Origin of the sequence: Acidovorax sp. SUPP2539, assembly GCF_030158975.1 — a bacterium.
Taxonomy (GTDB): Bacteria; Pseudomonadota; Gammaproteobacteria; order Burkholderiales; family Burkholderiaceae_C; genus Paracidovorax.
In genome coordinates, this window is record NZ_BQXJ01000001.1 from 687,980 (window position 1) to 710,731 (window position 22,752).

The 22,752-nt window shown below is 68.6% G+C and carries 18 protein-coding genes; 13 read left to right on the forward strand and 5 right to left on the reverse strand.

What is annotated here, in order from left to right:
• Positions 1 to 96 precede the first annotated feature (96 nt).
• Both AVTE2539_RS03115 and AVTE2539_RS03120 read left to right on the forward strand, forming a co-directional pair.
• Positions 97 to 3,759, forward strand: a complete 3,663-nt coding sequence (locus AVTE2539_RS03115; RefSeq protein WP_284408320.1) for an ATP-binding protein — start codon at positions 97 to 99, stop codon at positions 3,757 to 3,759.
• A gap of 11 nt (positions 3,760 to 3,770) precedes the next feature.
• Entirely contained in the window at positions 3,771 to 4,832 is a 1,062-nt protein-coding gene (locus AVTE2539_RS03120; protein WP_502868885.1) for a response regulator, read from the forward strand.
• A 41-nt stretch (positions 4,833 to 4,873) separates the two neighbouring features.
• Here the strand turns inward: AVTE2539_RS03120 and AVTE2539_RS03125 are convergent, their stop codons facing one another.
• The 4 genes from AVTE2539_RS03125 to AVTE2539_RS03140 all read right to left on the reverse strand — a co-directional run bounded on the left by AVTE2539_RS03125 (position 4,874) and on the right by AVTE2539_RS03140 (position 9,221).
• The gene (locus AVTE2539_RS03125) at positions 4,874 to 5,668 is read right to left on the reverse strand and encodes a hypothetical protein (protein ID WP_284408322.1); all 795 of its coding nucleotides are present in this window, start codon (positions 5,666 to 5,668) and stop codon (positions 4,874 to 4,876) included.
• Complete coding sequence (locus AVTE2539_RS03130) at positions 5,658 to 7,571, reverse strand: potassium transporter Kup (protein ID WP_442867327.1); 1,914 nt, start codon at positions 7,569 to 7,571, stop codon at positions 5,658 to 5,660. The genes AVTE2539_RS03125 and AVTE2539_RS03130 overlap by 11 nt, the downstream gene beginning before the upstream one ends.
• A gap of 221 nt (positions 7,572 to 7,792) precedes the next feature.
• Complete coding sequence (locus AVTE2539_RS03135) at positions 7,793 to 8,482, reverse strand: DUF3334 family protein (protein WP_284402360.1); 690 nt, start codon at positions 8,480 to 8,482, stop codon at positions 7,793 to 7,795.
• Positions 8,483 to 8,543: 61 nt separating this feature from the next.
• Positions 8,544 to 9,221 carry a GntR family transcriptional regulator gene (locus tag AVTE2539_RS03140; RefSeq protein ID WP_272564733.1) on the reverse strand — a complete coding sequence of 226 codons (678 nt, stop codon included), beginning with the start codon at positions 9,219 to 9,221 and terminating at the stop codon, positions 8,544 to 8,546.
• A 466-nt stretch (positions 9,222 to 9,687) separates the two neighbouring features.
• Here AVTE2539_RS03140 and AVTE2539_RS03145 point away from each other — a divergent pair, with 466 nt between their 5' ends.
• From AVTE2539_RS03145 to AVTE2539_RS03190, 10 genes are all read left to right on the forward strand, one after another.
• Positions 9,688 to 10,455 (forward strand): DUF969 domain-containing protein, encoded by a 768-nt coding sequence (locus AVTE2539_RS03145; protein WP_284402359.1) that lies wholly within the window; start codon positions 9,688 to 9,690, stop codon positions 10,453 to 10,455.
• Positions 10,456 to 10,457: 2 nt separating this feature from the next.
• Positions 10,458 to 11,414 carry a DUF979 domain-containing protein gene (locus tag AVTE2539_RS03150; protein WP_284402358.1) on the forward strand — a complete coding sequence of 319 codons (957 nt, stop codon included), beginning with the start codon at positions 10,458 to 10,460 and terminating at the stop codon, positions 11,412 to 11,414.
• Between the two features lie 19 nt (positions 11,415 to 11,433).
• A complete protein-coding gene (gene pcp / locus AVTE2539_RS03155; protein WP_284408323.1) occupies positions 11,434 to 12,129 on the forward strand; it encodes a pyroglutamyl-peptidase I in 696 nt (231 codons plus the stop codon).
• A gap of 85 nt (positions 12,130 to 12,214) precedes the next feature.
• Entirely contained in the window at positions 12,215 to 12,985 is a 771-nt protein-coding gene (locus tag AVTE2539_RS03160; protein ID WP_284408324.1) for a LamB/YcsF family protein, read from the forward strand.
• Positions 12,985 to 14,613: a 5-oxoprolinase subunit PxpB gene (pxpB, locus tag AVTE2539_RS03165; protein ID WP_284409402.1), complete on the forward strand. Its 1,629-nt coding sequence runs from the start codon at positions 12,985 to 12,987 to the stop codon at positions 14,611 to 14,613. The genes AVTE2539_RS03160 and pxpB overlap by 1 nt, the downstream gene beginning before the upstream one ends.
• 51 nt (positions 14,614 to 14,664) lie before the next feature.
• Complete coding sequence (locus AVTE2539_RS03170; protein ID WP_284408325.1) at positions 14,665 to 16,407, forward strand: acetyl/propionyl/methylcrotonyl-CoA carboxylase subunit alpha; 1,743 nt, start codon at positions 14,665 to 14,667, stop codon at positions 16,405 to 16,407.
• Between the two features lie 468 nt (positions 16,408 to 16,875).
• Complete coding sequence (locus AVTE2539_RS03175) at positions 16,876 to 17,439, forward strand: cytochrome b (protein ID WP_284408326.1); 564 nt, start codon at positions 16,876 to 16,878, stop codon at positions 17,437 to 17,439.
• Between the two features lie 98 nt (positions 17,440 to 17,537).
• Positions 17,538 to 18,113 (forward strand): YceI family protein, encoded by a 576-nt coding sequence (locus AVTE2539_RS03180; protein WP_284402353.1) that lies wholly within the window; start codon positions 17,538 to 17,540, stop codon positions 18,111 to 18,113.
• A gap of 77 nt (positions 18,114 to 18,190) precedes the next feature.
• A complete protein-coding gene (locus tag AVTE2539_RS03185; RefSeq protein WP_284408327.1) occupies positions 18,191 to 18,769 on the forward strand; it encodes a YceI family protein in 579 nt (192 codons plus the stop codon).
• Positions 18,770 to 18,951: 182 nt separating this feature from the next.
• On the forward strand, positions 18,952 to 19,404 hold the full coding sequence (locus AVTE2539_RS03190) for a cupin domain-containing protein (RefSeq protein WP_284408328.1): 453 nt from the start codon (positions 18,952 to 18,954) through the stop codon (positions 19,402 to 19,404).
• 228 nt (positions 19,405 to 19,632) lie between these two features.
• On the opposite strand, the gene AVTE2539_RS03195 is transcribed toward AVTE2539_RS03190, so the two are convergent.
• The gene (locus AVTE2539_RS03195) at positions 19,633 to 20,610 is read right to left on the reverse strand and encodes an IS5 family transposase (protein WP_284408329.1); all 978 of its coding nucleotides are present in this window, start codon (positions 20,608 to 20,610) and stop codon (positions 19,633 to 19,635) included.
• A gap of 272 nt (positions 20,611 to 20,882) precedes the next feature.
• Between AVTE2539_RS03195 and AVTE2539_RS03200 the strand changes: the two genes are divergently transcribed.
• Positions 20,883 to 22,577, forward strand: a complete 1,695-nt coding sequence (locus tag AVTE2539_RS03200; RefSeq protein WP_284408330.1) for an amidohydrolase family protein — start codon at positions 20,883 to 20,885, stop codon at positions 22,575 to 22,577.
• Positions 22,578 to 22,752: the final 175 nt, after the last annotated feature.

The window sequence follows — 22,752 nt, forward strand, 5'->3', positions numbered from 1 at the left end:
CCGCATGGTAGTCAGCAATCGCCATGCCCGTCCATACGCCGGATGGCGGTGGTGGCCCCGCGTGGCATGGAACCTGCACCCCGCGCCCCTGCCCCCATGACGCCCGCCAGCCCCGCCACCGCCCCCGCGGCCCCTTCCCCGGCCCCTTCGTCGCCAGCGCCCGCCGACCACCTGGCCGCCGTGCCGCAGCAGGTGGTGAAGGTGCGCCGCGACTACAACAGCTGGGTCGCCACCGAGACGATGGAGGACTACGCGCTGCGCTTCACGCCGCAGCGCTTTCGGCGCTGGTCCGAATGGCGGGTGGCCAACACGGCGTTCGGCGCGGCCTCGTTCCTGGTGCTGGAGGCGGTGGGCGCCACGCTGCTGGTGCAGTACGGTTTTTTGAACGCCTTCTGGGCCATCGTGGCCACGGGGCTCATCATCTTCCTGGCGGGCCTGCCGATCAGCGTGTATGCCGCGCGCTACGGAGTGGACATGGACCTGCTCACGCGCGGGGCGGGCTTCGGCTACATCGGCTCGACCATCACCTCGCTGATCTACGCCACCTTCACCTTCATCTTCTTCGCGCTGGAGGCGGCCGTGATGGCCTATGCGCTGGAGCTGGCGCTGGACATCCCGCCGCGCTGGGGCTACCTCATCTGTGCGCTGGCGGTGATCCCGCTGGTCACGCACGGGGTGTCGGCCATCAGCCGGCTGCAGGTCTGGACGCAGCCGCTGTGGCTGGTGATGCTGGTGGTGCCGTTCGTGTACGTGCTGGCGCGCGATCCTGGTGCATTCGCGGGGGTGGTGCACTACGGCGGGGAATCCGGTGCGGTCTCCACGTTCAATCTGCCCTTGTTTGGTGCGGCGCTCACCGTGGGCATCGCCCTCATCACCCAGATGGGCGAGCAGGCCGACTACCTGCGCTTCATGCCCGCGCGCACGCCGGCCAACCGCTGGCGCTGGTGGCTCGGGGTGCTGGCCGGCGGGCCGGGCTGGGTGGTGCTGGGCGTGGTCAAGATGCTGGGCGGCGCGCTGCTGGCGTACCTGGCGATCAGCCACATGGTGCCGGTGGAGCGCGCGGTGGACCCGAACCAGATGTACCTGGCGGCGTACGAATACGTGTTCCCGCACTACGGCTGGGCGGTGGCGGCCACGGCGCTGTTCGTCGTCGTCTCGCAGATCAAGATCAACGTGACCAACGCCTACGCCGGCTCGCTGGCGTGGAGCAATTTCTTCTCGCGCCTGACGCACAGCCACCCGGGGCGGGTGGTGTGGGTGGTGTTCAACACGCTCATCGCGTTCATGCTCATGGAGATGAACGTGTTCAAGGCGCTGGGGCAGGTGCTGGGGCTGTATTCCAACCTCGCCATCGCCTGGATGATGGCCGTGGTGGCCGACCTGGTGGTGAACAAGCCGCTGGGCCTGTCGCCCCGGGGCATCGAGTTCAAGCGCGCGCACCTGTACGACATCAACCCGGTGGGCGTGGGGGCCATGGCGCTGGCTTCGGGGCTGTCCATCGTGGCGCACCTGGGGCTGTTCGGGCCGCTGGCGCAGGCCTTCTCGGCCGTGATCGCCATGGTGACGGCCTTCGTCGCGGCACCGCTCATCGCCTGGGCCACGCGCGGGCGCTATTACCTGGCCCGGCCCGCCGGTGCCCAGGCGCCGGCCGTGGGCACGCCCGGGGCCTGGGCGGTGCAGCGCTGCGTGGTGTGCGAGCGCGAGTACGAGGCGCCCGACATGGCGCAATGCCCCGCCTACCGCGGCACCATCTGCTCGCTGTGCTGCACGCTGGATGCGCGCTGCGGCGACATGTGCAAGCCCCACGCGCACCTGGCCGTGCAGTGGAGCGCGGCCCTGCGCTGGGTGCTGCCGCGGCGCGTGTGGCGCATGCTCGACACGGGCCTGGGTCACTTCCTGCTGCTGATGCTGGTGATCGCGCCGCTGCTGGCCGCGGTGTTCGGGCTGTTCTACCACCAGGAGCTGCAGACGCTCACCCCCCTGGCGCCCGACAGCGGCCCGGGCACCGCCGCCGTGCCGGGCACGCATGCCGCGCTGCGCTCGGGGCTGCTCAAGGCCTATCTGGCGCTGCTGGTCATCTCGGGCATCGTGGCGTGGTGGCTGGTGCTGGCGCACAAGAGCCGCAAGGTCGCGCAGGAAGAATCCAACCGCCAGACCCACCTGCTGCAGCGCGAGATCCACCTGCACCGCCAGACCGACCAGGCCTTGCAGGAGGCCCGCCGCATCGCCGAGCACGCGCGCTCGCAGGCCGAGCAGGCGCGCGGCGTGGCCGAGGAAGCGCGTGAGGAGGCCGAGGGCGCCCGGCTGCTGGCCGACCAGGCCAACCAGGCCAAGAGCCGCTACATCAGCGCCATCAGCCACGAACTGCGCACGCCGCTCAACAGCATCCTGGGCTATGCCCAGCTCATGGGCGAGGACGCCGCCGTGCCGCCGCACCGCCAGCAGGCCGTGAGCGTGATCCGCCGCGGCGGCGAGCATTTGCTGTCGCTCATCGAAGGCACGCTGGACATCGCCCGCATCGAAAGCGGCAAGCTCACGCTGCAGGTGCGTCCCATGCGCTTTGCCGACTGCCTGCACGAGATGTGCGACATGTTCGAGCCGCAGGCGCGCGCCAAGGGGCTGGCGTTCCGCTTCGAGCCGCAGGGCACCTTGCCCGAGTGGGTTCGCGGCGACGACAAGCGCGTGCGCCAGATCCTCATCAACCTCATCGGCAACGCCATCAAGTTCACCGCCAGCGGCCATGTGCGGCTGTCGGTGCGGCACGCGCGCGAGCTGGCCCTGATCGAGATCGAGGACAGCGGCCCGGGCCTCACCGAGGCCGAGCGCGCCAGCATCTTCGAGCCCTTCGCGCGCGGCGCGGCCAGCAGCCAGGGCGCCGCGCCCGGCGCGGGCCTGGGGCTCACCATCGCCAAGATGCTCACCGAGCTGATGGGCGGCGAGATGACGGTGACCAGCACGCCGGGCGCGGGCGCGCTGTTTCGCATCCGCCTGTTCCTGCCCGAGGTGCACCCGGGCGCGGTGGGCGAGGCCCTCGGCCCCGCGCGCCTGCGCGCGCCGCGCCGGGGCTACGCCGGCCCGCGCCGCCGCCTGCTGGTGGTGGACAACGAAGAGGCCGACCGCGAGCTGCTGGTGCAGTTGCTCGCGCCGCTGGGCTTCACCCTGCGCACCGCTGCCAGCGGCCACGACGCTCTGGACCTGATCGCGGCCGGCTACCGGCCCGATGCGGTGTTCATGGACCTCGCCATGCCGGGCATCGACGGCTGGGAGACCATCCGCCGCCTGCGCCAGCTCGAAGGCGCCGTGCAAGGCGCGCAGGCGCCCGCGCACATCGCTGTGGTCTCCGCCAACGCCTTCGACAAGGGGCTGGAGAACGACGTGGGCATCCGCCCCGAGGATTTCATCGTCAAGCCCGTGCGCCACAGCGAGCTGCTGGACTGGCTCGAGCGGCGCCTGGCCCTGGCCTGGATCGAGGACGTGCCGGCGCCGTCCGCGCCACCCGCTGCGGGCCCGACCTCGGAGCCGCCCCGGGGTCCCGCCGCCAAGGCGCTGCCCGATCCGTCCCGCCTGCCGGCCCTGTCCGAAGCCGTCGAGCTGGGCTACTACCGTGGCGTGCTCAACCAGCTGGGCGCCATCGAGGCCGCGCAGCCCGGGTGCGCGGCCTGGGTGGGCGAGGCGCGCGATCATGCGCGGCAGTTCCGGTTCGAGGCCATCGCCCGCATGGTGGCCGAGGCCGCCGCATCCCATCCTCCTTTCCCATGACCGCGATCGCCATGCTCCCCACCGATGTGCTGCCCCTGGATGCCACCGCGCAGGCGCTCGACCGCACCCGTGCCGACGTGGTGCTGATCGTGGACGACGTGCCCGACAACCTCGCCGTGCTGCACGACGCGCTCGACGAGTCCGGCTACACCGTGCTCGTGGCCACCAATGGCGAGACCGCGCTGTCGCGCGCGGCGCAGGCGCTGCCCGACGTGGTGCTGCTCGACGCGATGATGCCGGGCATGGACGGCTTCGAGGTCGCGCGGCGGCTGAAAGGCCTGCCGGCCACCGCGCACATCCCCATCATCTTCATGACCGGCCTGACCGAGACCGAGCACCTGGTCGCCGCGCTGGACGCGGGCGGCGTGGACTACGTGACCAAGCCCATCAAGCCCAAGGAGGTGCTCGCGCGCATGAACGTGCACCTGCAGGGCGCGCGCCGTGCCCGTCAGGAGATCCGCCAGGCCGGCCAGGCGCGCAACGCGCTCGACGCCTTCGGCTACGCCAGCATCACCGTTCGCGCGAGCGACGGCCGGCTCATGTGGCAGACCGCCCTGGCGCGCGAGCTGTTGCACGGCTACTTCGGTGGCGGTGCGGCCACCGGCGCAGCGGGCGGGGCCGTGCCGGTGCCCGCCTTCGCCCCCGCGCCGGTCACCGAGTGGCTGCAGGCGCAGCTGCCACGCCTGGCCGATCTGGCCGCGCAGCAGCTGGAGCCGCCGCGCCTGGTGGTGGAGCAGGGCGCGCGCCGCCTGTCGTTCAGCCTGCACCAGCAGACCGGCGACAGCGAAGGCGGCGGCGACTGGCTGATCGTGATGCGCGAGGTGTCCGACGCCGCCGTGATCGAAGCCATGGGCCTGTCGTTCAAGCTCACCGCCCGCGAGGCCGAGGTGCTGTACTGGCTCGTCAAGGGCAAGACCAACCGCGACATCGGCGACATCCTGGGCGCCAGCCCCGCCACGGTCAAGAAGCACCTGGAGCGCGTGTACGTGAAGCTGGGCGTGGAAACGCGCACCGCCGCGGCCGGCATCGCCATGGCGCGCATCCGGCAGACGCACCCGCAGTTCGAGGGCTGAGCGCCACGGCGCGCGGGCCCCGGTGGCTGCAGCGCTGGGCGCTAGAAACGCACCCCGGTGGACAGCCGCAGCATGTTCTGCGGCGTGAAGTTGACCTGCGGGTCCCACGCGGCGCGCACGAACCACTCGGGCCAGTCGTAGCCCACCGACAGGCCGGTGCGGCGGATGAACCGGCCGTCCACCGTGCCCTGCTTGGCCAGCAGGTCCACGGTGAGCCGCTGGCCGCCCGGCCGCGGGCTGCGCCACACGAGGTGCAGGTTCTGCTGGTCGGGGTTCTGCCGGTTGTCGCGCACCAGCTGCAGCGCCAGGGTGTCGCCGCTGGTGAAGCGGTGGCTGCCGTACACGCTGTAGGCGTCGTTGGGGTCGAAGTTGAGGTTGGCGTAGTTGCGCAGGTTGGTGCGTCCCAGGCCGGCGCCCACCACCCAGGTGGTGCCGGTCTCCACGGCCAGGCTGCCACCGACGAAGCCGCCCGAGGCGATCTGCACCGAGGGCAGCACCCGCCAGTCGCCGAAGGCCAAGGTGCTGTCCCACCCCGCGCGCGGCATGGAAAAGCCCAGCGCGGGCGAGCGGAACGCGCCCACCCACCAGTGGTCGTCGCCGCGGGTGTAGCGCAGGTTCACGTCCAGCCCGGGGCCCGAGGGCAGGCCGCCGCCGGATACCTGGTAGAGGCCCGTGGTCAGCTTGAAGGGCAGGGGCGTTTCGGGATCGGTGTCGGTGGCCGCGTGGACGGCCGGCGCGGCGAGGGCCGCGGTGCCGAGGGCCGTCAGCACGGCGGCGCGCGCCAGGCGGCGCAGCGGGGCGGACGGCCGAGGGGAGGGCAGGGCGTCAACTCGCACGGCGGCCGATCTCGATCAGGCGGTTGTCCGGCAGCCGGAAGTAGTCGGACGCGCGCGCCGCGTTGCGCTGCAGCGATCCGAACACGGCCTTGCGCAGGGCGCCCAGCCCTTCGAGCCGGCCCGTGCCCAGCGAGGCGCGCGAGGTGAAGTACGAGGTGGACATGGACTCGATGTGCAGGCCCTTCTGGTAGGCCAGCAGGCGCAGGTATTCGGGCACGTCGGGCCGCTCCATGAAGCCGTGGCTGGCGGTCACGCACCACACGCCGTGGCCCAGTTCCTGGGCGTGCAGGCGATCGGCGGCCGGCACGCGCGGCACCGGGCGGGTGCGCACGGCCAGCACCACCACGCGCTCGTGCAGCACCTGGTTGTGCTTGAGGTTGTGCAGCAGCGCGTGCGGCACGCTGTCGGCGTCGGCGGTCATGAACACGGCGGTGCCGCGCACGCGGTGCGGCATGCCGTGCGCCAGGGCCTCGATGAAGGGGGCGAGCGGCATGCGCTCCTGCGCCGCCGCCTGCTCGGCCACGCGCCGGCCCTTGGCCCAGGTGGTGAAGACGAACATGACCAGCGCCGCCACCGCCAGGGTCAGCCAGCCGCCGTCGGCGATCTTCAGGCTGTTGGCCACGATGAAGGTCACGTCCACCAGCGCGAAGCAGCCCACGCCCAGGCCCACGGCCAGCGGGTTCCAGCGCCACAGCCGCAGCGCGACCACGCCGGCCAGCAAGGTGGTGGTGAGCATGGTGAGCGACACCGCGATGCCGTAGGCGGCCGACAGCGCGCTGGAGCTGCGAAAGGCCAGCACCAGCAGCAGCACGCCGGCCATGAGCAGCCAGTTCATCGTGGGCAGGTAGATCTGGCCGATGGCGGTGCCCGAGGTCTGCACGATGCGCATGCGCGGCAGGTAGCCCATGCGGATGGCGTGCGCCGTCATGGAGAACGCGCCCGAGATCACGGCCTGCGAGGCAATGACGGTGGCGCAGGCGGCCAGCACCACCACGGGCACGGTGGCCCAGGGGGGAAAGAGCCTGAAGAACGGGTTGTCGATGGCCGCGGGGTTGGCCAGCACCAGCGCGCCCTGGCCGAAGTAGTTCAGCACCAGCGACGGCAGCGCGATGAACAGCCACGCCAGCCGGATGGGCGTGGCGCCGAAATGGCCCATGTCGGCATACAGCGCCTCGCCGCCCGTGAACGCGAGGAACACCGCGCCCAGCACCGCCAGCGACTGCGCTGGGTGCGTGGCCAGGAATTGCACCGCCCAGCGCGGGTCGATGGCCTCCAGCACGTGCGGGTTCTGCGTGATCTGCCAGAGGCCGGACACCGCCAGCACGCCGAACCACAGCACCATCACCGGCCCGAACACGCGGCCCACCGATTCGGTGCCCCGGCGCTGCACGAGGAACAGGCCGATCAGCACCAGCAGCGTGATGGGCACCACGTAAGGCTTGAACACCGGCGTGGCCACCTCCAGCCCCTCGACCGCCGACAGCACCGAGATGGCCGGGGTGATGAGGCTGTCGCCATAGAACATGGCCGCGCCGACCAGGCCCAGCCCGGCGACGGCCTTCCACGCCCACGGGCGGGCGCCGCCGCGCTCCAGCGCCTGCGCGGCCAGGCCCTGCAGCGCCAGGATGCCGCCCTCGCCGTCGTGGTCGGCGCGCAGCACGAACACCACGTACTTGAGGGTGACCACCAGCATCAGGCCCCACAGCACCAGCGACAGCAGGCCCAGCACCGCGGCGCGGTCCAGCGCCACGCCGTGCTCGGGGTTCAGGCATTCCTTGAAGGCGTAGAGCGGCGAGGTGCCGATGTCGCCGAACACCACCCCGAGTGCGGCGATCATCAGGGCGGATCGGGCGGCGAAGCCGCGGGCAGCGGGCGCGTGGCCGGGCGCCGGAGTGGAGGTCATTGCGGAGTGCGGGGCAGTGAAGGGTCGGCGCATTGTGCGCCGGCGGCTGCGCGCGGTCACGGGCGGCGCGAACCCGGTGATGCCGGCGCGCAACGCTGTGGGAAGGCTTGGGGCCGAAAAGGCCTCCAGCGCAATTTCAACTAGGGCGTATTGCTATCAATTGAATAGCATTTCGGCGGCCGTGCCTTCGTGGCCCGGCACCGTATCGGCCCGCCCCGCCGTCACATGCCCAGCGATTTGAGCAAGTCGTCCGTGTCGCTGGACGACGCGGCGGCCGGCACCGGGGCCGCGGCCTTGGGCTCGCCGGCCTGGGCGATCAGCGCGTCGGGATCGGGGGCTTCCTGCGGCTCGAAATCGACGAGCTTGATGAACTCGGTGCGGTCGATCGCCAGCTCGAGGTAGAAGATGTGGTTGCTGGCCGTGTAGAAGGTCACGCGGCGCGCCTCGGGCTTGTCCAGGTTGGCGTCCACGCTCAGCATCACCTGCTTGTTCAGCGCCAGCATCTTGGGCTGGTTCTGCGTGATGTGCGTCTGCAGCTCGCGGCGCACCTTGCCGGTGAAGTCGCCCACCACCTGGTTCATCAGCTCGCCCATCACGTTCGACACCTCGTCCGAGGTGTAGGAGCTGGCCAGGTCGTCCTTGGACATGCCCATGCTCAGCAGGTAGCTCTGGTAGAGCTCCATCGCCGCTTCCTTCGAGAAATTGATGATCACCAGGCCCGAGAACCCGCCGTCGAACAGCACGAAGCAGCCGATGTCGGGGCGCAGGCAGGTCTTGGTGATGCGCTGCACCATGCCGGAGTAGTGGATGGGGCTCTGCGTGGCCACGCTGAGCACGCGGGTCACCGAGTTGCAGAGGCTGATCAGCAGGTCTTCGGTGCCGTAGACGATGGAGGGGGTTTGTGCGCTCATGGTGTGCAAGGGGAAGGGGAGGGGGACGAAAAAGGGGCTCTGGAAAAAAGGCCGGGGCGGTTCAGCGCTCCGGGGTGTCGGAGATGCGCCGGGCATACACAGCCAGCACGATGCGCTCCGAATGCACGAGGTACTCGTTGAGCTGGTCCGAGGCCTCGCGCAGCTTGCCCGCCTCGAACAGATCGACGATCCTGACGTTCATGTCCACGTACGGCGCGTGCAGGAACTCGGGGTCGTTCAGCAGCCCGAAGGCCAGCCGCAGTTCGGCCAGGATGTGCGAGAACATCACGTTCAGGCGCTCGCTGTCGGCCAGCTCCACGATGGCCATGTGGAACTCCATGTTGGCCGTGCCCACGCCCTGCCAGTCGGCCGCCTCGCGGCAGCGCACCGCCGAATCCACCGCCTCGCGCAGGTGCTTCTTGGCGGGGTGGCGCGGGTAGGCCTGGGCGATGGCCTGGCATTCGATGAGCCGGCGCACGCGGTAGATGTCGATGATCGAGGCGATGCTCGGGATGGCCACCGAGACGCCGCGGTTGGGCTCGTACTTGACCAGGCCTTCCTTGGTCAGCAGGCGGAAGACCTCGCGCAGGGTGTTGCGCGAAATCTCCAGGCTTTCGCTCAAGGCGGCCTCGGACAACCGCTGGCCGGGCGAGAACTCGCCCTTCACGATCTTCTGGCGGATCAGCTCCGCCGTGCGTTCGTTCAGGGTCTGGGCGTTCGTGGGGGTTTCGATGGTCATGCCTGGGCGGTTCGGGGTGGGCGTGCGGCACGGCGTGCGCAGGCCGGGATCGGGTTTCGCACTTTGTAGCAGATCGGCCTGCTTCGCAAGAATCCACCCTGTGGAATACCGCTTTCTAACCCCTTTTCCTAGGGTTTGTCCGGGTCGGTTGCCCGCCCTGTTGTTGGGCAAAATCGACCAATCGTGAAACAAATTGGTGCCGGTTGTCTCTTCATAGTGCATCGATTGTTCAACAACTTGAAGTTTTTCAAGGGTTGATCCCCGATTTGTTGTTCATGGATTGGCATGCAATTTGCGTTGTGTGTCGTGCCGGTCCAGACCGCGCTCGGGCAGCAACCTCCCATTGCCCGCGCGCTGCCAGGCCGGCAATGGGGCCCTACGGTTGTCCGCACCTCTTCGCCAACGGCGGCGGGGCGCACGCGAAGACCGGACCGGCCAGGGCTGTACGTATTCAAGGAAGTTCAAGATGCAAAACGTAGTCAATCTGTGGCCGCTCATCGGGGTGGCGGTCATCATCGTGGGGTTCATCCTGCGGTTCAACCCGATGCTGGTGGTGATCGTCACGGCCATCGCGACGGCGTTTGCCGCCGGATTTCCGATCGACAAGATCCTGGCCACCATCGGCACCGGTTTCATCAAGACGCGCAACCTGCCGCTCATCATCCTGCTGCCCCTGGCGGTGATCGGGCTGCTGGAGCGCCATGGCCTGCGCCAGCATGCGCAGAACTGGATCAGCAGCATCAAGTCGGCCACCGCCGGCCGCCTGCTCATCGTGTACCTGGGTGCCCGCCAGCTCACGGCCGCCATCGGCCTGACCAGCCTGGGCGGCCACCCCCAGATGGTGCGCCCGCTGCTCGCCCCCATGGCCGAAGGCGCCACCGAGGCGCGCTACGGCAAGCTGCCCGACCGCATCCGCCACAAGCTGCGCGCCTTCTCGGCGGCCACCGACAACGTGGGCCTGTTCTTCGGTGAGGACATCTTCGTGGCCTTCGGCGCCATCGTGCTGATGTCCACCTTCCTGCACGAGGCCGGCATCGACGTCGAGCCGATCCACATCGCGCTGTGGGGCATTCCGACCGCGATCTGCGCGTTCGCCATCCACGCCTGGCGCCTGCACCGCCTGGACGGCGTGCTGGCCCGTGAACTGGCCGCGCACGCCGCCGAAACCGCTGGCCGCAATGGCAACGGGAACGGCAATGGCGACGGCACCCTCTCCAGCGCCAAGGGAGCATGAACATGACACTGACCATCCAACACCTGTACTACCTCGTCGGCGCCATCCTGGCCATCACCGCGGTGATGACCGTGGCCGACCGTGACAACCCCAAGCGCTTTTCCAGCGGACTGTTCTGGGCCCTGTATTCCCTGGTCTTCCTCATCGGCGACCTGCTGCCGCCCATCTGGGTGGGCGCCGGCGCCGTGGTGATGGCGCTCATCGCCGGCTTCGGCGGCGTGGGCGCGGGCAAGCACACCCCCCGCACCCCCGCCGAGTACCAGACCAGCGCCAAGCGCCTGGGCAACCGCCTGTTCATTCCCGCGCTGGCGATTCCGCTCATCACGATGATCGGTACGCTGTCGGCCAAGCACCTGTCCGTGGGCGGCGTGCCGCTGATCGACCCCAAGAACACCACCCTGGTGAGCCTGGGCGTGGGCTGCGTGCTGTCGCTGGCCCTGGCCTGCTGGCTGACCCGCGAGAGCCCCGTGCAGGGCCTGCGCGAATCGCGCCGCCTGACCGACGCGCTGGGCTGGGCCCTGGTGCTGCCGCAGATGCTGGGCATGCTCGGCCTGGTGTTCTCCGACGCCGGTGTGGGCAAGGCCGTGGCGTACATCACCACCAGCTACATCAACATGGACATCCGCTTCGTGGCCTGTGCCGTGTACGTGATCGGCATGGCGCTGTTCACCATCATCATGGGCAACGGCTTCGCCGCCTTCCCCGTCATGACGGGCGGCGTGGGCGTGCCGATCCTGCTGGGCGTTTACCACGGCGACCCCGCCGTGATGGCCGCGATCGGCATGCTCTCGGGCTACTGCGGCACGCTGCTGACCCCGATGGCCGCCAACTTCAACATCGTGCCCGCCGCGCTGCTGGAGCTTCCGGACAAGAATGCGGTGATCCGCGCACAGGTGCCGACGGCCCTCGCGCTGCTCACGTGCAACGTGTTCCTGATGTACTTCCTGATGTTCCGATAGTCCGAAGAAAGGCCGCCCCGTGTCCGACGCCGCCCCCCACACTGTGCTGCTCACCGGCTTCGAGCCCTTCGAGCGCGATCCGGTCAACCCCTCGTGGGAGGTGGCGCGTGCGCTGGACGGCTGGCAGCATGGGGGCGCCACGGTGCGCTCCGTGCAGCTGCCCTGCGTGTTCGGCAAGGCCGCGCAGGCGCTCGATGCGGCGCTGGCGCAGTGGCGGCCCTCGCTGGTGATCTGCCTGGGCCTGGCCGGTGGCCGCGCCGAGGTGTCGCTGGAGCGCGTGGCCATCAACCTGGACGATGCGCGCATCGCCGACAACGCCGGGCAGCAGCCGGTGGACACCGCCGTGGTGCCGGGCGCCCCGGCGGCGTACTTTTCCACGCTGCCCATCAAGGCGATCGTGCGCGACCTGCGCGCCGAAGGGCTGCCGGCCGCGGTGTCCAACACCGCGGGCACCTTCGTGTGCAACCACATCTTCTACGCGCTGATGCACCGCCTGGCGCAGCAGGCCGCAGGCGCCGCCACGCTGCCGGGCATTGCGGCGCCTGCGCGCGGCGGTTTCATCCACGTGCCGTACCTGCCCGAGCAGGCCGCGCGCGTGGGTGGCGGCGCGCCCAGCGTGGCGCTGGACACGCAGGCACAGGCCCTGCGCGCCGTCATCCGCACGGCGCTGTCCGTGCGCGAGGACGTTCGCGAAACCGCCGGGCAATTGCATTGACCGGCATGGGCATATAGACGGGGCGCTGCGCGCAGCGCTCCGCGGGTTTGAGATATCGGCGGCACCGACCGCCAGGAGAACGACGATGAAAATGGATCTGAACAGCGACCTGGGCGAGAGCCTCGGCGCATGGCGCATGGGCGATGACGCGGCCATGCTGGGCATCGTGAGCAGCGCCAACGTGGCCTGCGGCTTCCACGCCGGCGATGCCGCCGGCATCCTGCGCACGCTGCGCGAGGCCCAGGCCCGCGGCGTGGTGGTGGGGGCGCACGTGGCCTATCGCGATCTGGTCGGTTTCGGTCGCCGCAACATGGACGTGGAAAGCGCCGACCTCGTGGCCGACGTGATCTACCAGATCGGCGCGCTGCAGGGCCTGGCCAAGGCCGCCGGCACCGAGGTGCGCTACGTGAAGCCCCACGGCGCGCTCTACAACACCATCGCCCACGACGCCCGCCAGGCGCGCGACGTGATCACCGCGCTGCGCGAGATCGACGACCGCCTGGTGCTGGTGGCGCTGGCCGGCTCGCCGCTGATCGGCTGGGCGCGCGACGCCGGCCTGCGCGTGGTGGCCGAAGCCTTTGCCGACCGCGCCTACACCCCGGCCGGCACGCTGGTGTCGCGCCGCGAAAAGGGCGCCGTGCTGCACGACGCCGCGCTGATCGCCGAGCGCATGCTGCGCCTGGTGTCCGACGGCGTGATCGAGGCCATCGACGGCAGCCAGGTGCGCATCGGTGCCGACTCGATCTGCGTGCACGGCGACAGCCCCGACGCCGTCGCGATCGCGCAGCAGGTGCGCCAGCGCTTCGAGCAGGCCGGCGTGACCATCACGTCGTTCGCAGGGCAGTCCGCAGCATGATGCGCTTCCTGCCCGTCAACCTGAATGCGGTCATGGTCGAGCTGGACGACCTCGACCAGACGCTGGCGCTGCTCGCCTCGCTGCGGCGCGAGCCCATCGACGGCATCGAGGAAATGGTGCCCGCCGCGCGCACCATCCTCATCCACTTCCGCCCCGCCGTGCAGTCGCTGCCCGCGCTGGTGGACGCCATCGCCCGGCGCGACGTGAGCGCGCAGGCCGAGCGCAGCACCACGCTGATCGAGATCCCCGTGCACTACGACGGGGAAGACCTGGCCGAAGTGGCGCACATGCTGGGCATCACCCCCGAAGAGGTGATCGCGCGCCACACGGGCAGCGAATACACCGTGGCGTTCACCGGCTTCGCGCCGGGCTTCGGCTACCTGACCGGCGGCCACCCCAGCCTGAACGTGCCGCGCCGCACCACGCCGCGCACCCGCATCCCGGCGGGCGCGGTGGGGCTGGCGGGCACCTTCAGCGGCGTCTATCCGCAGGCCAGCCCGGGCGGCTGGCAGATCATCGGCACCACGCCCACGGCCATGTGGGACCTGGGGCGCCCCGTGCCGGCGCTGCTGCAGCCCGGCGACCGCGTGCGCTTCGTGGATATTGCTACTAAAAATGTAGCAGAATGCCCTAGTGAAACATGTGCTGAGGGCCAAAAAGGCACTGAAACCGCACCGGCACCCGCCGGGCCCCCTGCGGCCACCGCGCTCGAAGTGGTCTCGGCCGGCCTGCAGACCCTGTTCCAGGACGTGGGCCGCCACGGCCAGGCGGGCCAGGGCGTCTCGGCCTCGGGCGCCATGGACCAGGCCGCCTGCAAGGCCGCCAACCGCCTGGCCGGCAATGCCTCCGACGGCGCCTGCCTGGAGACGGTCAACGGTGGCCTGCAGCTGCGCAGCCGAGGCGACACCGTCGTGGCCGTGACCGGCGCCGATGCACCGCTGACCCTCACCAACGCGGCCGGCCTGCGCTGGCCCGTGCCGAACTACCAGCCCATCGCCCTGGGCGACGGCGACACGCTCACCGTGGGCGAACCGGTGGCCGGCACGCGCTGCTACGTGGCGGTGCGCGGCGGCTTCGCCGTGCAGCCGGTGCTGGGCAGCTGCGCCACCGACACACTGGCCCGCGTGGGCCCGGCGGCGGTGGCCGGCGGCGACGTGCTCGGCGTGCTCGGCGTGCGGCCCGTGGTGGGCAGCGCCGTGGTCGGCGCGCCCGAGGTGCCGCCGGCCGGCCTGCCCACGGTGCACGAAGACATCACGCTCGACGTGGTGCTCGGCCCGCGCACCGACTGGTTCACGCCCGATGCCGTCGCCCTGCTGGCGGCGCAGCGCTGGCGCGTCACGCCGCAGTCCAACCGCGTGGGCATCCGCCTGGCGGGCGACGAGCCGCTGGCGCGCGCCGTGGGCGGCGAGCTGCCCAGCGAAGGCACCTGCATCGGCGCCATCCAGGTGCCGCCGAGCGGCCAGCCCGTGCTGTTCCTGGCCGACCACCCGCTCACGGGCGGCTATCCGGTCATCGGCACCGTCGCGCCCCACCACCTGGACCGCGCGGGCCAGATCCCGGTCAACGCCTGGGTGCGTTTCAACCCGATCCGCGAATTCGAAGCCATCACGCGCGGCGCTGCCGCCTGACGGGCCTGAACGAGCACCCCCTTACCGAACACCGATTACCGAGTCCCTGACATGAAAAAAGTCCTCATTGCCAACCGTGGCGAGATCGCCGTCCGCATCGCCCGTGCCTGCGCCGACTACGGCGTGGCCTCCGTGGCCGTCTATGCCAATGCCGACATCGACGCCGTGCACGCCCGCATGGCGGGCGAGGCCTACGGCCTGGACGGCGACCGGCCGGCCGACACCTACCTGAACATCGAAAAGCTGCTGGCCGTGGCCCAACGCAGCGGCGCCGACGCGGTGCACCCGGGCTACGGCTTCCTGTCGGAAAGCGCCGCCTTCGCGCAGGCCGTGATCGACGCGGGCCTGACCTGGATCGGCCCCTCGCCCGAGGCCATCGCGCGCCTGGGCGACAAGGTCGAGGCCCGCAAGATCGCGCTCAAGGTCGGCGCGCCGCTGGTGGCCGGCACCTCCGAGCCCGTCAAGGACGCCAGCGAGGTCATCGCCTTCGCCGAGCAGCACGGCCTGCCCATCATCATCAAGGCCGCGTTCGGCGGCGGCGGCCGGGGCATGAAGGTCGCCTGGCGCATGGACGAAGTGGCCGAGCTGTACGACTCCGCCGTGCGCGAGGCCGTCACCGCCTTCGGGCGCGGCGAGTGCTTCGTCGAGCAGTTCCTCGACCGTCCCCGCCACATTGAGGCGCAAGTGCTGGCCGACACCCACGGCAACGTGCTGGTGCTGGGCACGCGCGACTGCTCGCTGCAGCGGCGCAACCAGAAGCTGGTGGAAGAGGCGCCCGCGCCCTTCCTCTCCGACGACCAGCGCGCGCGCATCCACCAGGCGGCGCATGACATCTGCGCCGAGGCGGGCTACGCCAGCGCGGGCACGGTGGAGTTTCTGCTCAGCGGCAGCGGCGCCATCTCGTTCCTCGAAGTGAACACGCGCCTGCAGGTGGAGCACCCCGTGACCGAGCAGACCACGGGCATCGACCTGGTGGTGGAGCAGTTGCGCATCGCCGATGGCCACCCACTGGCCGTCACCGAAACGCCGCGCCCGCTGGGTCATTCCATCGAGTTCCGCATCAACGCCGAGGACGTGGGCCGGGGCTTCCTGCCCACGCCCGGCCCGGTCGTCTCGTTCGCCGCGCCGTCCGGCCCCGGCGTTCGGGTGGACAGCGGCGTGCAGTCCGGCTCCACGGTGCCGGGCACGTTCGATTCGCTGATGGCCAAGCTCATCGTCTCGGGCGCCACGCGCGAGCAGGCGATCGCCCGCGCACAGCGCGCGCTGCGCGAGTTCAAGATCGAAGGCGTGGCCTCGGTGCTGCCGTTCCACCGCGCGGTCATCGGCCACGCGGATTTCGTGGGCGGCGACGGCTTCAAGGTCCACACCCGCTGGATCGAGACCGACTTCGCCCCCGACCTGGCCGCCGCCCTGCGCGCCGAACCGGTGGCCGACACTACCCTGATCCGCACTGCGATGGAGATCGACGGACGCCGCGTCTCCCTGGGCCTGCCGCCCGAGCTGCTGCGCGGCCTGCAGTCCGTGCCGGGCGGCGCCCCGGCTGCACCGGGCGCGGGCGGCAGCGACAAGGCGGAGCAGGACCCCAATGCCGTCGGCGCCCCCATCGCCGGCACGCTGCAGACCTGGAAAGTGGCCGAAGGCGACACCGTGGCCAAGGGCGACGTGATCGCCGTGATGGAAGCCATGAAGATGGAAATGCAGGTTACCGCGCACCGCGCGGGCAAGATCGCCCTGAGCGCGGCGGCCGGCAGCTACCACGCGGCCGGCACGGCCATCGCGCGCATCCAGGACTGAAGAAGCCCTGGCGCCTGAACGGAGCGGCCTTTGGAGCCTTCCTCCAGCAGGGCTTTTCGGCGATCCGTCGCCGGAAAGCCCATCTTTCGATTGCTGCCCGCGCTGGAGGCCCCGGCGTCGGCGGCTATTTTTTTGTTGAAGGGTTCGCGCTGTGTGCGCGCCTTGCTTTCTTTCGCTTGTCCCATCGAGTGCCGTCGGGTCGGCGGGCCGCCATGGTGGACCCTCATGGAGGGCTTGGCCGATGGCACAGAGGAGGGTAGTCTTCGGGCTCGGCTGCGAGCCCGTGCTGCCCTCGCCGCTCCCCTGCGGGCGCCTTCAGCGCGGCGGCCCAGGCGGGTTGAGCATTCACATTTTTTGAATCATTGCGTCAATTCCATTGAAACTTGACGCACAAAAGGCTATCTACACTGCGCCATGCCTGAGTGTTGCATCGCAGCATTCCACCCCACGAAACCCAGACCACCATCCATGACGCCTCCTCTGCCACGATCGTCCCGCTACGGGGGCATGGCCATCGCCCTGCACTGGATCCTCGCTCTGGCGCTCATCGGCATCTTCGCGGTGGGGTTGTACATGACGGGCTTGCCGTTCTCGCCCCAGCGCCTGAAGCTCTACAACTGGCACAAGTGGGCCGGCGTGACGATCCTGGCGCTGTCCACCCTGCGGCTGATCTGGCGCCTCACGCACCGCCCACCCGCGCTGCCGCCGGCCGTGCAAGCGGCCATGCCCCGCTGGCAGCACATCGCGCACCACGGCACGCATCACCTGATGTACGCACTCTTTTTCATCGTGCCGCTGGTCGGCTGGGCCTACAGCTCGGCGGCCGGCTTTCCCATCGTGTTCCTCGGCGTGCTGCCGCTGCCCAGCTTCGTGCCCGTGAGCCCCGAGCTGGCCGAGGCCATCAAGCCCTGGCATGAAATCACCGCCTATGCCCTGGCGGCGCTGGTCGTGCTGCACGTGGCGGCCGTGGTCAAGCACCAGGTCATCGACCGCGACGGCCTGCTGTCGCGCATGCTGCCGGGCCGGGGCTGATCGATCGTTTCGCTGGCCGTGCAGGCGCCGGGGTGCCCGGCCTCTCGGCCGGTTCTTCCTGAATTTTTGGTTTGTTGTTGACTGACGGAGTCCTGTCCATGAAATATTCGATGACGCTGGCTGGCCTCGCGCTGGCATCCACCACGCTGCTGGCGGCCGCACCGGCATTCGCCCAGCAAAAACTCGTGCCCGAGCAAAGCGAGATCACCTTCGTGAGCAAGCAGATGGGCGTGCCGGTGGAAGGCAAGTTCAAAAAGTTTGATGCCCAGGTCGCGTTCGATCCGGCCAAGCTGGCCACCAGCAAGATCGCCTTCACCGTCGATACCGGCAGCGCCACCCTGGGCGTGAAGGAGTCCGACGCCGAACTGCCCAAGGCCACGTGGTTCAACGTGCCCAAGTTCCCGCAGGCCACCTTCCAGTCCACCGCCATCAAGGCCCTGGGCGCCGGCAAGTACGAAGTGGCCGGCAAGCTCAGCATCAAGGGCGCCACGCAGGACGTCACCGTGCCCGTCACGCTCGCCCAGAGCGGCGCGACCACCACGGCCACCGGCGCCTTCGCCATCAAGCGCCTGGCCTTCAAGATCGGCGAGAACGAATGGGCCGATACGTCCATGGTGGCCGACGACGTGCAGGTCAAGTTCAAGCTCGCGCTGACCGGCGTGGGCAAGCTCTGAGCCTCGGCTTTCGCCCGCTGAACCCCGTTTCTTGTTTCTTGTTCCCGTTTCTGTTTTTTCAACCCGGAGATATCGACATGCGCAAATCCCTCTTCGCCCTCGCCGCCGTGGCTGCAACCCTGGCCGCCGGCGCCGTGCAGGCCCAGACCGCCACGTATGCCGTGGACCCGACCCACACCTTCGCCACGTTCGAGATCAGCCACTTCGGCGCCAGCGTGAACCGCGGCCGCTTCGACAAGAAGGAAGGCACCGTGCAGCTGGACAAGGCCGCCAAGACGGGCAAGGTGGAACTGACGATCGACATCACCTCGATCAACACGGGCGTGGCACCGTTCGACAAGCACCTGCAAAGCGCCGACATCTTCGACGCCGCCAAGCACCCCACGGCCAAGTTCGTGGGGGACAAGTTCACGTTCGACGGCGACAAGCTGGTGTCCGTGGCCGGCGACCTGACCATCAAGGGCAAGACCCAGCCCGTGACCTTCAAGGCCAACCAGTTCGCCTGCTACCAAAGCCCCATGCTCAAGCGTGAAGTGTGCGGCGGCGACTTCGAAACCACCATCGACCGCACCCAGTTCGGCGCCGACTACGGCGTGCAGTACGGCTTCCCCAAGAACGTGCGCATCGTGGCGCAGATCGAAGCCGTCAAGCAGTAAACCTTTCCCCCATGGCCTTCGGGCCGTGGGCGGCCAGGGCCGGGCCCCGCGTGCACGCCGCTGCGCGGGACCGGCCCTTTTTCGTGGCCGCGCGCCCGCGGCGCCTGCCGGCAAAGCGGGGGTGCGTGCCTTGGCTTCTTTTCCGAATGAACGAGGATGAAACAGGTTTTATGAGACCCCTGATGAAACGATGCATGCCGGCCGCCCGCCAGGCCCTGGCCATGGCGGTGATGGCGGGCGCCGCCGCCGGCGCCTGGGCGGGCGAGGAGGCGGCACGCATTCCCGCCATCAAGCTGTACTCCACCCCGGACCACCACGCTGCCTTCGTGCGCGGCACGGTGCCGGCGCTGCACAAGATTCCCAGCCAGCAGTTCTGGCTGAGCAACTCGGTGGAGCTGTGGGAGCAAAACACCCACCCGGCGCCCCGCCGGCAATACGTGGTGCCGCTGCAGGGCGTGCTGGAGTTTCGCGTGAGCGACGGCTCCACCTTTCGCCTGGCTCCGGGCACGGTCTTGCTGGCCGAGGACACCCAGGGCGAAGGCCACAGTTGGAAGATCGTGTCGAACGACAAGGAGTGGGTGCGCGCCTATATCCCGATGGTGTCCGAAAATGATGAATTCGAAGCGGACAAATAGCTTGGAATTTCTTCGCTAAGTGCCTGTCCTCTCGCCATTTTCGAATGGCATCGCATATTGAGAGATGCTAAGGAAGGTCTGCAAAACCCCATTCGAGAGACCACCGCAGTCTAATGGCGGACCTGTGCTCGCCTGACGCTTGAGCAATCTGCCTACTCGGGCCAATTACCCTCATTTGCAGGCCTGTTTCAGGCCCGGTGGCGCCGCTTTGGCACCTCGTAAGCGCACCTACCCCTGCAGTTCCATGATGCGCTTCCTGGCCATCCACAGATTGCCCAGCGCAAACAGCATCATGAGGCGCGCCGTGTTCTTCTCCAAGCCCCGGTAGCGCACCTTGGCATACCCGAACTGCTGCTTGATTACCCTGAACGGGTGCTCCACCTTGGCCCGCACGCTGGCCTTGAGCCGCTCAGCCTTGTCCAACAGTTTGTGCAGTTCCCGTTGGGGATCGAGCGCCTTGCGCTTGCCCTGGCGCATGGCTACGTGCCACTTGATCTTGGCCTTGCTCCCCTGCATCTCCTGGCGCTTGTCCACGCCTTGGTAGCCCGCATCGCCCCAGGCATGCTTTTCCTTTCCGTGCAGCAAGCCTGCGGCCTGCGTCACGTCGTTGACGTTGGCGGCTGTGCCTATGACGGTATGCACCAAGCCCGAGTCGGCATCCACGCCAATGTGCGCCTTCATTCCGAAGTGCCATTGGTTGCCTTTCTTGGTCTGGTGCATCTCGGGGTCTCGCTCACCCTCTTTGTTCTTGGTGGAGCTGGGCGCCGCAATGATGGCGGCATCCACGATGGTGCCGGTCTTGAGCATCAGGCCCTGCTGGGCCAATCCGGTGTTGATGGCGGCCAGTACCTGGGGTGCCAGTTGATGCTTCTCCAGCAGATGGCGGAAACGCAGGATGGTGGTCTCATCGGGCATTCGCGCTGCCCCATCGAGGCCGGCAAAGCGGCGGTACAGCGGCCGCTCGTGCAGTTCTTCTTCCATGGCCGGATCGCTCAGGTTCCACCACAGCTGCAGGCAGTGGATGCGCAGCATGGTCTCGATGGGGAATGGAGGGCGGCCGCCAAGGGCTTGGTGTGCGCCGCGGGCGAACGGGGCAATGAGGGCCACCAGCACCGCCCAGGGCACGACCTGGTTCATCTCGTCGAGGAAGACTTCCTTGCGAGTCTTCTTGGGCAACGGGTCCAGGCCCAGGGTGTATTGATCCATGGCGCCATTGTCTTGGATGCTTGGCCTGGTGCTGGGGACGATCAGGCTTGGAGGTTTTGCAGACCTTCCCTAAAAATGCCGTTATCTGGCGGGCCAGATAACGGCATTTTCTTTGGTTCGGCATATATACGATTAATGCGTCAGGAGTTCCGCCCGGCAAGGCAAATGTTCGCTTCGCCGTCGCTTCTTTCGGGTGCAGGGCAAGGCAAAAACAGCAGAGGTTAAGAATTAATAAGTCCAACAGATTATTTATTAACCACTGAAAGATCTATATGACCACTGTCAAATCGCCTGCGTCCTCTGCTTCCGTGACCACCCCGTTGCTCAAGCCGTCCGAATCCAAAAGCGATGGCGCGGGTTCGTCCACGCAAAAGTCGTCCAAGTTCAGCGGAAATTCCGTGCTCGACGGCTTGCGTTCCGCGTTCACCGGCTCGGGCAAGGCCGCGTCCGTGCCTCCCCGCAGCAACAGCATGGTGGTCAGCCAGCCGAAGCGGTTCCATGACGGCAGCGTGCGTCCCGACGCGCTGGTGGCCAAGCGGCACTCCGGCGCGGTCATTCACAGCGCGAAGACGGGCGAGGCGATCACGGTCGGCAACCATTTCGAAGTGGCCACCTACGAGCTGTCCAGCGGCCTCGACGCGCACAGCGACAGCCACATGCACCCCACCAACTACGTGCAGCGCGGCCTGAACCCCGAGCAACTGCTGAAGATGATGGACGACATCGGCGTGCGCAACACCACCTTGATGCCCATTCCCACCTCGCTGCTGCAAGCCAAGCTGCCGGGTGACGATGGCGCGACCACGGCCCTCAATCCCCACGAAATCTCCGAACAGATCGGCGGCGGCGAACATGCGCACCATTGCGGTCCGCTCGAGTTCTACTACGTGCCCAAGAAGATCGAAGACCGCGTGCTCGCCGGCCGCACGAGCGAAGAACTGGCCAGCCGTCCCAAGCTGGACATCGACGACTTCCGCAAGGACCCGGGCCTGATCAAGGAGATCGTCGATGCGTCCATTCTGTACGTGGACACCGCCGTCAACACCGACCTGGCCACGGCCATCAAGAATTCCGGCATGAGCGAGGCGCAGCGCAGCCGCCTGGACCCCATGATCACCGGCCTGCACCTGGGCGACCCGCGCGTGAGCGACCGTCTGCTGCACGAGCTGTACAAGACCAAGGGCACCTTCACCGGCATCGGTGAAATCACGGTTCACAAGGAACTGGTGGAAGACATGTTCGCGGGTGGCCGGTTGCAGGCCAGCACCCAGACTCCGCGCATGGAGCCGCTCACGAAGCTGATGGAAGTGGCCGGGGTCATCGGCACGCCCGTGGTGCTGCACTGCGACATCGACAACCTGCACGATCAGGTCGAAGAGTTCAACAGCAAGGGCAAGGGCAAGGCCTCCGAAGCGCGCCTGCCGGCCAATCTGGAAGGCCTGCGCAAGATGTTCAGCGACCCGCGGGTGCAGGACACCAAGATCGTCTGGGCGCACGGCGGCGGCCTGGGCCGTTTCGTGCAGCAGGGCGAGGGCCATCTGGACGCCCTGAAGAAGCTGCTGGCGGACTGCCCCAACCTGAACCTGGACATTTCGTGGAGCGAAGTGGCCAAGCAGATCGGCAAGGACGACCAGTCGCTCACCGCCTGGCGCGGCTTCATCCAGGACCACAGCCACCGCATCTGCTTCGGCTCCGACACGCTGGCGCCCAAGGAAACCGGCACCTGGGAAGCCACCAAGAAGATGTACGACGAAGGCCTGTTCAAGGGCATGAGCACCGAGGCCAAGCACAACGTGCTCAACGGCACCTACGACCGCGTGTTCGTGGCATCGCGCAAGCAGGTGCGCGACTTCGAGCAGAACGTCCTGACCAAGGAGTTCATGGACACCCACGTCACCAACAACGGTGGCGACCCCGTCTCGGCCCAGACGCTGAAGGACCTGAAGGCCGCAGCGGCGACGGCTTAAGGGTTTTGTAGGAAACAGCCCGGGCGTGGTGGGTGCGGGGCACCCACCACGGGGCACATGATTTGGAGCGATGCGATGCGAATTCCCATTTGGTGCGGCGTGCGGCCTGGTGACGTGGATGAGGGCCAACACCGGCCGAAGAGCGAGGAGGTGCGCCAGGAGCGCACCTCCGGGA

What these genes read in the sequence shown, in the direction of transcription:
- AVTE2539_RS03200 (WP_284408330.1), top strand. Translation starts at nt 20,883, where the DNA reads ATGACCACTGTCAAATCGCCTGCGTCCTCTGCTTCCGTGACCACCCCG.
- AVTE2539_RS03145 (WP_284402359.1), top strand. Translation starts at nt 9,688, where the DNA reads ATGCAAAACGTAGTCAATCTGTGGCCGCTCATCGGGGTGGCGGTCATC.
- AVTE2539_RS03180 (WP_284402353.1), top strand. Translation starts at nt 17,538, where the DNA reads ATGAAATATTCGATGACGCTGGCTGGCCTCGCGCTGGCATCCACCACG.
- AVTE2539_RS03120 (WP_502868885.1), top strand. Translation starts at nt 3,771, where the DNA reads ATGCTCCCCACCGATGTGCTGCCCCTGGATGCCACCGCGCAGGCGCTC.
- AVTE2539_RS03130 (WP_442867327.1), bottom strand. Translation starts at nt 7,571, where the DNA reads ATGACCTCCACTCCGGCGCCCGGCCACGCGCCCGCTGCCCGCGGCTTC.
- AVTE2539_RS03185 (WP_284408327.1), top strand. Translation starts at nt 18,191, where the DNA reads ATGCGCAAATCCCTCTTCGCCCTCGCCGCCGTGGCTGCAACCCTGGCC.
- AVTE2539_RS03150 (WP_284402358.1), top strand. Translation starts at nt 10,458, where the DNA reads ATGACACTGACCATCCAACACCTGTACTACCTCGTCGGCGCCATCCTG.
- pxpB (WP_284409402.1), top strand. Translation starts at nt 12,985, where the DNA reads ATGCGCTTCCTGCCCGTCAACCTGAATGCGGTCATGGTCGAGCTGGAC.
- AVTE2539_RS03170 (WP_284408325.1), top strand. Translation starts at nt 14,665, where the DNA reads ATGAAAAAAGTCCTCATTGCCAACCGTGGCGAGATCGCCGTCCGCATC.
- AVTE2539_RS03190 (WP_284408328.1), top strand. Translation starts at nt 18,952, where the DNA reads ATGAAACGATGCATGCCGGCCGCCCGCCAGGCCCTGGCCATGGCGGTG.
- AVTE2539_RS03140 (WP_272564733.1), bottom strand. Translation starts at nt 9,221, where the DNA reads ATGACCATCGAAACCCCCACGAACGCCCAGACCCTGAACGAACGCACG.
- AVTE2539_RS03175 (WP_284408326.1), top strand. Translation starts at nt 16,876, where the DNA reads ATGACGCCTCCTCTGCCACGATCGTCCCGCTACGGGGGCATGGCCATC.
- AVTE2539_RS03160 (WP_284408324.1), top strand. Translation starts at nt 12,215, where the DNA reads ATGAAAATGGATCTGAACAGCGACCTGGGCGAGAGCCTCGGCGCATGG.
- AVTE2539_RS03135 (WP_284402360.1), bottom strand. Translation starts at nt 8,482, where the DNA reads ATGAGCGCACAAACCCCCTCCATCGTCTACGGCACCGAAGACCTGCTG.
- AVTE2539_RS03195 (WP_284408329.1), bottom strand. Translation starts at nt 20,610, where the DNA reads ATGGATCAATACACCCTGGGCCTGGACCCGTTGCCCAAGAAGACTCGC.
- AVTE2539_RS03115 (WP_284408320.1), top strand. Translation starts at nt 97, where the DNA reads ATGACGCCCGCCAGCCCCGCCACCGCCCCCGCGGCCCCTTCCCCGGCC.